The 12,515-nt window shown below is 34.0% G+C and carries 11 protein-coding genes and 1 pseudogene; 1 reads left to right on the top strand and 11 read right to left on the bottom strand.

What is annotated here, in order from left to right:
• Positions 1-52: 52 nt before the first annotated feature.
• The gene (glf, locus tag AB5026_RS01760) at positions 53-1,168 is read right to left on the bottom strand and encodes a UDP-galactopyranose mutase (protein ID WP_059086081.1); all 1,116 of its coding nucleotides are present in this window, start codon (positions 1,166-1,168) and stop codon (positions 53-55) included.
• Between the two features lie 196 nt (positions 1,169-1,364).
• Between glf and AB5026_RS01755 the strand changes: the two genes are divergently transcribed.
• Entirely contained in the window at positions 1,365-2,303 is a 939-nt protein-coding gene (locus AB5026_RS01755; protein WP_368212625.1) for an Rpn family recombination-promoting nuclease/putative transposase, read from the top strand.
• A gap of 165 nt (positions 2,304-2,468) precedes the next feature.
• Here the strand turns inward: AB5026_RS01755 and AB5026_RS01750 are convergent.
• From AB5026_RS01750 to AB5026_RS01705, 10 genes and pseudogenes are all read right to left on the bottom strand, one after another.
• A pseudogene (locus AB5026_RS01750) lies at positions 2,469-2,588 on the bottom strand (nucleotidyltransferase); the annotation flags it as partial.
• A gap of 31 nt (positions 2,589-2,619) precedes the next feature.
• Entirely contained in the window at positions 2,620-2,814 is a 195-nt protein-coding gene (locus AB5026_RS01745) for a 4Fe-4S binding protein (RefSeq protein WP_288245277.1), read from the bottom strand.
• A gap of 177 nt (positions 2,815-2,991) precedes the next feature.
• Entirely contained in the window at positions 2,992-3,948 is a 957-nt protein-coding gene (locus tag AB5026_RS01740; protein ID WP_288245278.1) for a Coenzyme F420 hydrogenase/dehydrogenase, beta subunit C-terminal domain, read from the bottom strand.
• A gap of 20 nt (positions 3,949-3,968) precedes the next feature.
• Complete coding sequence (locus AB5026_RS01735; protein WP_288245279.1) at positions 3,969-4,958, bottom strand: acyltransferase; 990 nt, start codon at positions 4,956-4,958, stop codon at positions 3,969-3,971.
• Positions 4,939-6,381, bottom strand: coding sequence for a lipopolysaccharide biosynthesis protein (locus AB5026_RS01730; protein ID WP_288245280.1), 1,443 nt, complete (start codon positions 6,379-6,381; stop codon positions 4,939-4,941). Before AB5026_RS01730 ends, AB5026_RS01735 begins: the two co-directional genes overlap by 20 nt.
• 51 nt (positions 6,382-6,432) lie before the next feature.
• On the bottom strand, positions 6,433-7,518 hold the full coding sequence (locus tag AB5026_RS01725) for a polysaccharide pyruvyl transferase family protein (protein WP_288245281.1): 1,086 nt from the start codon (positions 7,516-7,518) through the stop codon (positions 6,433-6,435).
• Positions 7,487-8,833 (bottom strand): O-antigen ligase, encoded by a 1,347-nt coding sequence (locus tag AB5026_RS01720; protein ID WP_288245282.1) that lies wholly within the window; start codon positions 8,831-8,833, stop codon positions 7,487-7,489. The genes AB5026_RS01725 and AB5026_RS01720 overlap by 32 nt, the downstream gene beginning before the upstream one ends.
• A 199-nt stretch (positions 8,834-9,032) precedes the next feature.
• Complete coding sequence (locus AB5026_RS01715; RefSeq protein WP_288245283.1) at positions 9,033-10,070, bottom strand: glycosyltransferase family 2 protein; 1,038 nt, start codon at positions 10,068-10,070, stop codon at positions 9,033-9,035.
• 18 nt (positions 10,071-10,088) lie between these two features.
• Positions 10,089-11,417, bottom strand: coding sequence for an adenylyltransferase/cytidyltransferase family protein (locus tag AB5026_RS01710; RefSeq protein WP_288245284.1), 1,329 nt, complete (start codon positions 11,415-11,417; stop codon positions 10,089-10,091).
• A gap of 21 nt (positions 11,418-11,438) precedes the next feature.
• Positions 11,439-12,512: an alanine--glyoxylate aminotransferase family protein gene (locus AB5026_RS01705; RefSeq protein WP_288245285.1), complete on the bottom strand. Its 1,074-nt coding sequence runs from the start codon at positions 12,510-12,512 to the stop codon at positions 11,439-11,441.
• Between the last annotated feature and the right edge of the window lie 3 nt (positions 12,513-12,515).

Here is a 12,515-nt window from a genome sequence, read left to right as displayed (position 1 = left end):
TTGGCTCCGAAATATAAGAGGATCTTATCATTAGTTATATCCAGTATCTTTTTTATGCAAGCTCCCGCTCACACATATCCAGCGCAGAAGCGATCACCGCATCCATGTCATAATATTTATATTCGCCAAGACGGCCGCCGAAGATCACCTTCGGTTCCTTCTCTGCAAGCTCCTTATACTGTCCGTAAAGCGCTCCGTTCTTCTCATCATTGACCGGATAATACGGCTCATCTCCAGGCTTCCACTCGGAACTGTATTCCCGGCTGATCACCGTTTTCGGAAGATCATTACCCTCCTCATCCTTTCCGAACTCAAACCATTTATGCTCGATGATACGGGTCCACGGAGTCTCCACATCCGTATAATTCACTGCTGCATTTCCCTGGAAATTAGGTTTATCCAGTGTTTCATTCTCAAAACGCACAGAACGATACTCCAGAGTTCCCAGCTTATAGTCAAAATACGCGTCGATGGCACCTGTGTAGATCACCTTCTCCGCCATTGCATCGTACTGCTCTTTTTTCTCCAGATAATCCTCATTCAGCCGTACCTCGATACCGTCCAGCAGATTGGCAACCATCTTCGTATAACCACCCACCGGGATTCCCTGGTACAGCGCATTAAAATAGTTATTGTCAAAGGTCAGACGCACCGGAAGCCTCTTGATGATAAAAGCAGGAAGCTCCGTACATGGACGTCCCCACTGCTTCTCCGTATAGCCCTTGATCAGCTTCTCATAAATATCCGTACCTACAAGACTGATAGCCTGTTCCTCCAGATTTGAAGGTTCCGTGATCCCTGCAGCCTGCCGCTGCTCCTCGATCTTTGCCGCAGCCTCCTCCGGAGTCACCACGCCCCACATCCGGTTAAAGGTATACATATTAAACGGAAGACTGTACAGCTCCCCGTGATAATTGGCAACCGGACTGTTGGTAAAACGATTGAAGGTGGCAAACCGGGTGATATAATCCCAGACCTTCTTATTATTGGTATGGAAAATATGTGCACCGTATTTATGCACGTTGATTCCTTCCACCTTCTCTGTATATACATTTCCCGCAATATGCGGACGCTTGTCGATCACAAGCACTGACTTCCCGGCACGCTTCGCCTCCTGTGCAAAAACCGCACCGTAAAGACCGGCACCTACGATAAGATAATCGTACATTGATTTCATTCTCCCTGTTCTTTCATTGATGCTGTTATTTTAACACCGGAAAAGGGTAGCTGGCAAGAAGCCACTGTAAAATCCCGATAAAATATCAGATATCCGCTTCTCAAACACCAAAATGTATGATACCCTGTAACTGGATCAGATAATAAACTACTCTGATCACATAAACAGATCGAAGGTGGTGAAACCTATGGGTACAAAGGATACCATCACCAAAGATTACATGGCTGACAACCGCGTTTTTGCGGATGTATTCAACCATATGCTGTACAAAGGAAAAAACGTCATAGACCCTGACACGCTTCATCCACTGGATACCACAGCTCTCGCTGTCCCCTACGGATCCGGCACTTCAGAAGTTCCCGTCCAGAAATTCCGGGACGAATTCAAATCTCTTAATGTTATGCACGATGATTCAAGGATCTATCTTCTCCTGGGGATTGAAAATCAATCGGAACAGAACTTTGCAATGCCGGTTAAGAATATGGTCTACGATGCATTAGAATACGCAGGGCAGGTAGAAAATTCCGCCAGATCACACAGAGAAGCAAAGCAATGGCCTTCTACATCCGGAGAATATCTCACCGGCTTCTACAAGGATGACCGGCTCATCCCGGTCATAACCACGGTCGTGTACTTCGGTTCCGACACCTGGAACGCTCCCAGGAGCCTCCACGAAATGCTCTCCGTCCAGGACCCCGAAATTCTTTCCATGGTCCCGGATTACCGGATCAATCTCTTCTCACCTGCCGAGATAAAGGATGAAGAACTTGACAAACTCCAGAGCAATCTCAAAGAAGTCATGCTCTTCATCAAATATTCCAAAGATAAACGGAAGCTCCAGGAGCTTACATCACAGAGTCCCGGCTTCCGGTCACTCGAGCTCAAAGCAGCCCGGGTCATCGACTCCATAACCGGTATCAACTTACGTTTCACAGAAACAGAAGGGAGGGTTAATATGTGTCAGGCTGTTCAGGAAATGTGCGATGATGCGCGTGCCGAAGGCCATCAGGAACAAGCTATGCTGACAGCACAGCGTATGCTTCAGGATCCAAGATTCTCCCCTGAAGACATCTCCAAATTTTCAGGCCTTTCTCTTGAGGACGTGCTGAAATTACAGAAGAAATAGTTAATATTGGAAATGCTCAGATCCTTTGTGGGGGATCTGAGCATTTTGCAGTTTTACAATGCCAATATTACTTTATATCACAGAACAGCTCTTCTTTATAAACACCACGCTCCAGCATATCACGAAAACTCTCTTTTACAATTGCAACATCCTCTTTATAGGTCATGCTTCGATTGCATCATAAATTGAATAATCCATGATAATATGCCCCTGTTCGTCAACCAACTTCAACAACTTGATACCATCGCAAAAATGGGAACCGATACCTCCCCCCTGATAAGTAATATTATTTTCATCTAATTTATTTTTACTATGCTCATTCTACTTTCATTGGACATATCTTAATACACTGATAACAGCGTATACACTTGCTCTCATCAATCTGAGGATACTCAAATCCTTCTTCGTCCTCTACCATCGAAATGGCATCTTTCGGGCAAATTGCATGACAGGCTGTGCATCCGCAACATTCTTCTTTTCTTTTATATAGTATCGGAATCTCTTTTTCCAATTTTTACCACCCACCTTTTGATTTTTCGCTTAATCTTTCTCAAAATGTTTTAACCTCGCTCTTCACCTCAATACCTCCAAATCTGAAAGTTTCTCTTGTATATCGTAATTTAGCTTACTTCCACTTCACTATACTGCCTGCCTTTCGGAGTAACCAAAATAATTGAAGGCACTTAGTTCATTCCCCTCTCAATATTTTGAAAATCTTATTCCTTATTTTTTTCTTTATTGAAACTGTTCCATATTTCTTCATCACGAAATCAATTCCTTTCTTTTGGTAATCACTCCAAAATTCTTCTCTTTGTTCAGACTTCTTGGTCGGTGCTTCAAGGTTCGCCTGCCAGCATTGTGTTGTATTACTCAATCTACAATCCAAGTCTCCCTGAATCTTTTCAAACATCTCTTCTCCTCGATTTGTATGAATCAAGAATAACGAATTGCCGTTAGGGTCATAGAAGTCTGGAATCGTCTCCTCAATATGCCAGAAATCGCCAATGGTCATATCTGTTGTTCTTTCTGTGGTAGCATAAGGACATTCATAACAGGACGGCCGCAATGCACACCGATTATAAAACACTTTCACATAATCTTTAATCGACTTCTCTGCTCCATTGACTTTCACATAAGCTGTTGGAGATTTCCAACCGTTGCGCTTATCTTTGAAAGTGAGGTATGTTATTTCTCCGTCCTTCTTCTGAATGGCTTCTGCATATTCTCTCCACAGCTTTGGGCTTGGAGATCCATGACAGATAATATCTACTATGTACACCTGGTCTCGGATTCCTTTTATTTCGCTGAACTTCCGAAATCCATCAGACTGGCATCCCATGCCAACAAAGAGCAACTCTTTTTCTGGGTTCTCCAGCAACCAATTATAGGCTTCCCGGTAAATGTAACCTGGCTTGCTCTGCATATATTTTGACCCTTTTGCTCTTTCACGCTGGTTCTTATTCAGAATCATCTGGAATTCTGCAGTGTGGTTCTCGTAATTATAGATTGCTGCCACCACAGCGTTACCATTTTCCAGAAAGAAGTCAGAAAGTGCAGTAAATGCGCCACCAGAAGAACTGCTCCTCAAGGCAGATTTGTCTTTTAACCTTCCTGCATATACTATTGTATCTATCAAATCCACCATAAGCTGTTCCTCCCCACGTATTATTTGCTCTTCGTTACAATCTTGACCTTCTGCAGAACGATAAGAAATACAAGCGTTACACAATAAACCACAATCGGTGCAACACATCTATAAATTGATTTCACTCCGAATTTTCCTGCCACCATCGACAAGAGCGTAATAAAAATTGGATGCATAATATAAAGCCATGTGGAATACCTTCTTCCAATCAAAGCCAAAATCTCATTATTCCAATTACTTTTAAGTGCATATACAAAGAAACTGATTGCTAAAAATGTCGTGCTAATATAATGATCTCTTGTTGCATTCGCACCAGCTTTCACCAAAATAAATCTTTCTAAAAAACTGCTTATCGCAAACACAATAATCATTATTTGAAGTATTCTTTTATTACATTTCTCAGCATACTTTCTTTCTCTAATAATGTTTCCAATACAAAAATAAGGTATTCCCACACAAAGGAAATTTCTAACCAATATATATGGAAATTCATGATGAAAAATGATCAGTGAATATTTTCCAAATACTAAATCAATGATAAGTAGAAAAGGTACTAAAATATATAGTATTTTTCTCAGTTTCAATTTGTCCAAAAAAAATACAATCAATAAAACATAAAAAACAGCACCCAAATACCACAAATGTACTCCCAACGGTGATTCATTAAATACTACAAATTTAATAATATTTTTCAATGTTATAGTGGATTGCAAATAATGAATTATATTCTTACCACAAAACACTTTACATAATATATTCCAAATTAAAAAAATCACATTTGCTTCAATCAGCAGTTTTAAAATTTTTTTAATTTGTTTTACTTCCTTATGGTAAAATATTATATCTAAATAAAAAAATCCTGTTATCATAAAAAAAATAGGAACAGCTATCCTAGTCAAAGTTATAAAATATGCTCCAATTTCTCCTGGAAAAGGAACATGAATACATATAATCAGAAAAGTACATATTGCTTTCAAATTATCAATGCTGTTATTTCTTTTTTCTTCCATTTATTCCTCTATCATTTTTATTGCATAATTTCTTTTTAACAAGTTCAATTCCCAATTTTAACATATCAATATTAGTAGCTATCGCATAAATTGCAGTAATACAAAGTGATATAAACTGAATCACCTTATTATTACAATAATACGTTACAATCAACATTGTTCCTATTGCAATACTTCCAATAATAATCGTTTTTTTAATTTTCATATGTATCGTTTTATTAACATCAATATAACGTACTAAAAACATTATAACAAAAGCTATTAATGTAGATACTGAAGCTGCAAATATCCTAATTTTATTAATTAAAATTACGTCAACTACAAGATTTATAATTGCTGCTGAAATTGATGTATATGCAATTTTTTTAGCATTTTTCTGTGCGACATATATACAACTATATAAACCAACCAATACTCGAAAAAGCATTGCATACATTAAAATTAAAATTTGATCGTACGCATATGCATATTTTTTATTAACCATAATTGGGAAAATAAAAGGCATACATGCTACAATTCCAAAGCAAGCTGCTGCAAATAGTTTAAACAAAGAAGTCATTGTTTCCGTTAAAAATTCATCTCTATCTTTATCATTATAATGAAGTGAAACGGTTTCTGTCCATGATAAATTAAGTATATTATAAAAACTTATAAATACATTTGGAAATTTATTTGCAACAGAGTAAATGCCATTCGCAGCTGTTGATAAAAACTGTGAAATAACCATTCTATCTGAAGCATTTATCACCCACCATGCTAAATCATTAGGAATGAGAGGAATAGAATATGTTCCTACTTTTTTGAAAATTGATATCCTTACTTCTTTTATCGAAATATATTGCCAGCATTTAGATGCTAAAATCAAATATATAAGAGTTGCAATCTGTGCAATTAAAGTAGAAATAAACAATCCCTGCAATCCCATTTTCAATATTGCAAGAACAATTACATTTAAAACCGTTGTTGCAGTTGCTGAAATAAAAGAAGCAATTGTATATTTAACGCTCTCTCCTAATCCTCTCACAAATTGTAAAAAGAGTGCTGTAAATACTTGTAATATAACATAACTTAACAAAAAATATGCATTTTTTATTTTTAAATACGGCATCAACAAAACAAAAATTATACAATAAATAAAAGATTGTATAATACTTGAACAAAGTAACGTTGAAAATAAGCTTTTTTCTTTCTTCTTGTTTCCTCGTAAATCCAGCATGAATCTAAATAATCCCTGATCAAGCTGCCAATTCACTAATGGAAGCAATAATGTTGAATATGTCACCAATAAATCAAATGTACCATACTCTTCCGTTGATAATATTGCGGTATATAATGGAAGAAGGAAAAAACTAATACACTGAGTACATATTTTCCCTACGGTAAGTATTGCCGTATTTTTCGCCAATTCCGCTCTACGCCCCATATAAATCTTTTCCTTTCATTTAATATTACTGATATCAACTTCAAGAATTCATTATAAATTTACCTGAAGAAATTTTTTGGATTTTTCTATTTCGGGCTGTAATTTTTTAGTTACTATGTCCCAATTAATTTTTGTTGTATATAATGAGTTTAATTTCCCATCATACATTTTTCTGGATTCTAATCCCGCTAAATTTAAAAGTGATTCAATACGTCCATTATTGCTAATATTCATTTCAGTATAAAAAGATGAATTTAAAATAATAGAAAAAGCCGTAGCATGAAAAGAATTGGTAAATACGCACTTGGCACTATCAATTAATTTGATAAATTCTCTTGGTGTTGCTACACCAAAATGTTTTACCTGTCGATATTTGTACCATCTTTCCTGATCTCCAATTAATATAACCTGGCAATTATTTTTTTTCCCAACTTCTAACGCTCTTCTTACAATATAATCTGCCTGCTTAGAAACTCCCATAATAAAGACAAGTATATACGGAAAATTTATATTTATATCTGTATCAGCTATATATTCTTTCCATGCTAATTTACTTTTCAAAAAAACTGGGTCCATACAAATAACAGCTTTTTTATTAATATTAAGGCTGTTAATCATATCTGCTAATTCTTTTTCACGAACTGATATCGAATCAAACAATGATAATTTTTCTTCAAATATTTTTTTATCAATATTATCACCCACATGCCCTACACTGGCTGCATAAGAAATCCTACATTCTGGTTCAACAAAAGGAAGAAAATAATTTAAATCTCCACCTGTAAGTTCCAAGTTCCAAACCTGATCCGAACCAACTACAACCTTACTTATTTTGTATTCTGATATATCGTTCACTTTTACCAATTTAAATGTATCTTTCTGATACATATTAAATATACTATTTCTTTTTAGTATATCTGGCAATCTCATTAGCTTTAAAATAATTGTCTTTAACCCTTGATTAAAATTGAACACATTACGTACAGAATAATCATTAATTATACTTTTATTCTTATAATCAACTATATAAACTTCTCTTTCACACTGCTCATTTATAAACTCTGATAAAGCTTTCGTCTGAAGAAAAGCCCCATAATTGCAAGCATTATGAAATGTTAATATTCCTATCTTTTTCATTATATATTTCCTCTTTTATATTCTTTTTTTGAACTAAATAGCCTAATACAAAGCCTATCGAAACAGAATAAAATCCAAACATTGTATCATATAAACAGTTACCGGTTAAAGAATACAGCCAGAAGAAAATTTGCATTGTTAACACAAAAAATATAGTCCCCTTAGATCCTATTGAAAAACTATCTCTTATATTTTTTTTAAGTAATTTTAGTGTCCTTACAAATAGTTCTATAGCTCCACTCATAAAAATTAAAAATCCCAAAATCCCTGTTTCACATAGCAGCTGTAAATATACATTATGTGCATTCAAATAAGCATATCTTTCTGCTCTAACTGCCGGATTATATAAAAAATGATAAAACTGATATTTATATCCATTCCACCCAATACCAATAAGCGGATTTTCTTTAAAATTTTTTAGTGCCAATGCCCACATCATAAATCTTGTATTCGACTCTTCATCAGATCCTATATGTGAAAATCTTTCAAATATTGCACTAATTTCAGGTACTGAAAAAGACAAAAGATATAACACAATCAGCCCAACAGCAGAGGCAAGTAATATCTTAAATGACCTTGTCATTCTCTTTTCCGGTTTAAATAAATAATATGCACAAATTAATGCAACTACTCCAAATAACACATGTGCTCTTTTTGTAGTCGCAACAAGTGCAAAAGCAACAATTAACATTTGAATTGACAACCATCTTTTCTTTAAACGATCAGTCGCTACCAAAAATTGGGCAACAATAATGATAAATGTCGTAACAATGTACATTGCATTTTCAGAATAATGATTTGCAAACCCTGCATGATAGCCAACTGTTCCACCGTCTGTTCCTGTTGGCCAATATCCCCAAATATTACGCATTATTCTGTATTTATATGGAAAAATCAAAAAGAAATAAACTCCGAAAACATATATTCCCGATATTGCTTTTAAAACATTAATCAACTTAGGATATACACATTCTTTAACCATTGGCAATAATAAGACAAAAGAAAAATAGTACAACCATCTAAAAGTAGTATAAAAACTATGTTTATATATACTACGATTATATACAAGTATATATATCAAAATAAATAAGAACCATGGCATCAAATATATAAACACTTTTTTATTAATTCTCATTACTCTGTTTGTGCATCCCGCATGCCATGTAATTATAATTGACAATATCCAAATAACATACTTTATATATCCATACGGATCAGGAATAATATCCAAAAACTCACCAAACATTACTGCTATACAAAATAAAGCAAACCCCACCATTGCCTCAAAGCTTTTCAAGTCTTCCTCAAGCATCATTATTCTTACTCACTTTCTATTTCACATTATCATTCTGTTATTATTTAAAACATATTCCCATATAACACCCAAACAATAGTCCAATAAATTAACCTAATAAAAAACGCACTCTGAAAACACATTTTAAAAACCTTTAACACTCTGAGTCACTTTTTATGCTTCAACTTAAAAATTGTATATTTCTCAAATATGTAGCTTTTTAATCCTTATGTTTAATTTTACAATACACAACTCCTATTTTAAATGCTATAAAATACATATGTTTTTTCAAAAATGATAAAATAATTATATATGCAAAATTCTGAAACTTCCCATTAGACAAATTATTATTTCTTACTTCTGATATGATTTTTTTTATATCATTTTTGTTCAAAAGTGTACGGACTGAAGTAGATACCTCTTTATAATCTTTTTTACTTCTTCCCATCGCGACAATAGTTCTCAAAACATTTTGTGCGATATTAAAATCTAACGCAGTTTCTAATACTGAAGGAACATCTTTTTTACACATTAAATTTATAAAATCAATTCTTTTTAACACTCGATTTACAGAAATTGTTCTTGATAATGACTCTTCTGTTACTCTATAAAAATAAACTGGTATATCTACACATTTAATCTTATTTATACCTATAATATAGTCTAAGTTAAATAAGAAATCCTCAAAAATCGTAATTGATTCATCAAATTTAACTTTGTTTTTTACGATTTCTGATTTTTTAAAAGCCTTTGCCCAATTCACACCTAATACATCAGCTCTATATGTTAATCCACTTTCCATTTTATTAAAATATTTCGGTGAATCCAATAATGCTAACATACAGTCCTTTGCTTCAATTATCACTTCCCTATTTGACAAGTGAGATGTCAAATTTTCCTGTGTATAATTTGCAACAATTAAATCAATATCATCATTACTGCTCTTTATTTTTTCATTAAACAAATATAAAGCGTCTGGCAACAAATAATCATCTGCATCAACAAAAATGATCCACTCGCCTTTGCTTTCCTTTAAGCCTAAATTTCTAGCATGTGATACACCTGGAACTTCTGTATAAATTACATGTATACGACTATCCTTCTCTTCCCAATTTTTACATATCTTATAACTTCCATCACCAGATGCATTCACAACTAAAATCAATTCAAACTCTGAAAAAGACTGAGATATAATACTCTTTATACAATAATCAACATACGCTTCTACATTATGCACTGGAACTATTATACTAAACATATTTCATCCTCTTTTGTTTTAAATGCAAATTAAATTATTTCCAACCTGAAACGCTTCCATAATATTACTTATCTCTTCAGATACTTTTTCAGAAATATATAAACTACTTTTTCCTTTTTCAATTGTTTTTACAAAATCAGCTAATTCATAACGTATTCCTTCACCATCTAATTGATAAAAATATCGTTTATTATTGCTTGAATTTTCAAATCTAACTTCAAAATAATCTGTTTTCCACCATGGTGCAGGTACATAAATATAACCTTCTGTTCCAGAAATAACTAATTCCCCTTCGGATTTTACTCCACACCCAACTTTTATCGAAGCAACAGCATGCGGATATATAAAAGAAGCTTTTGAAAAAGTATCAAAACACCTTTCATCATCCAAAAAACGTGCAGTAAACTCTACTTTATCATAATTTGTACCAAGAATCTGAAAAACTGGCAATAATGCAGTCGGTCCCCATTCAGACATACTATTCCATGCAATATCAATATTTGGAATATGTTTTTTTATACTAGTACATGTAGCATCAACAGATATTATTTCTCCGATTTTTCCAGTCTTAGCAAGTAGGACAAGTCTGTAATATGCTGTAGAATATGCTGTCTTAATCCCCTCCACAAGCGTACACCTATTCTTTTTTGCTAATTGAAATAATTCTCTGCATTCTTCAGTCTTTAATGCTATAGGAGCTTCACATAATACATGTTTCCCCTTCTCCAGTGCATATTTAACCTGTTTATAATGTAATATGGGATTAGAACGTATGTAAACAGCATCAGAAATTTCAACCAATTTTTCATATGATTCATATGTTGAAGTACGTTTTAATGTATCACCAATCTGTGTATAATCAACTGCATAAACTCCTGAAAGTTTTAAACCATTTACATAAGAAGACTCTATTGCTACTTTATTAATAAAAGAACCTTCCCCTACTAATCCTAATGAAACTGCACGTTTCTCATTTCTAATTTCTGAGCTGGATATTCCTTGGGTTCTTTCTAAATAAACAACTTTACAATATTCTTTCAAATAATCAAAATATCCCACCCAGTCAGAGCCAACCGTAAAAATATCAACATCAAGCCGTCTGATATCATCTATTTTTTGTCCTTCATATTCTTCTACAATTATTTCATCTGCTAATCCTGTGTCACGTACTGCGGCAATTCTTTCACTTAAACTCTGCTGAACATTGATTTTTCCTCTGTTTTTATCAAAATCATCCGCTGTAACTCCAACTATCAAATAATCTCCTAGCGCTTTTGCCCTTTCTAAAAGTCTGATATGTCCATAATGAAGCAAATCATATGTACCATAAGTTATCACTTTTATCATAATTAATTTCCTTTTTCATTTTTATAAAATTCCTTTTTTTTGCAGATCTTTCAATGCATCAACAAGGGTTTTATTATCTTCATGAGTGAGCGCACCAATATGTCCTACTCTAAAAATAGTATTCTTCATTTTTCCACCATTTGGACAAATCCAAATTCCATATTCATCTTTAAGTTTTAAAAATATCTCATATGCATTACCATTTGTTGGATGAACTGATGTCACACCATTAGCTGGACTTTCTGAAACCAACTCAAATGGTAAATCTTTAATTCTCTCTCTAAAATCTCTAGCCTGTTCTGCAACTCTTTTCACTTCTGCATCTGCGCCACCCAATCTTTTAATTTCTTTTAATCTCTCGTTAATTTGAAGTAAAATACCAACTGCCGGAGTAAATGGTGTTTGTCCACGTTCCTGATTTTTTAAAGCATCTTTTAAATCAAAATACATAGTTTTTGTTTTAGAATTTTGAACACGTTTTACTCCATTAGGTGCAAGAACTATAATAGAAATTCCAGGAGGGCAAGCTAATACTTTCTGCGAACCAGTAATCATAACATCAGCCCCACACTCAGCCATATTAAACGGATCAGCCAAAAAAGAAGAAACGCAATCACACACAAAAAACAAATTGTTTTTTCTACAGAATTCACCAATCATCATTGTATCATAGAGTACGGCCGTTGATGTTTCATCTACATTAACTAATAATCCAGTGAAATCCTGTCCGTCAAATTCATATAATTTTTCTTTCGTAAGTTTTTTCCCTTGTTCAAGTTTTATTGCAACATATGGGATTTCGTGTATTTCACACAGTTCTACAAAACGATGTCCAAAACTGCCACCATCAATAACTATTACTTTATCTTCCTTCGTAAAACAATTCACAACAACTGCCTCCATTGATCCTGTGCTGGAACAAGTCATAAAGACAGCTCTTGAATTTACTGGTGCTTTCGCATACTCTAACATGAATTTTTCATTTTCCAACATTACATTTGAAAACTCTGATGTTCTGAAATAAGGAACCTGCTCTCCCCCAATTTTACGAACTACATCTGATGACATTACTGGTCCAACTGTAAAATTTAACATAGC

This window comes from Blautia sp. RTP21359st1_E11_RTP21359_211015 (genome assembly GCF_040910705.1).
Classification (GTDB): domain Bacteria; phylum Bacillota; class Clostridia; order Lachnospirales; family Lachnospiraceae; genus Blautia_A; species Blautia_A fusiformis.
Note: the sequence above shows the minus strand (reverse complement) of the source record. Positions and strands in the feature narration are given on the sequence as shown.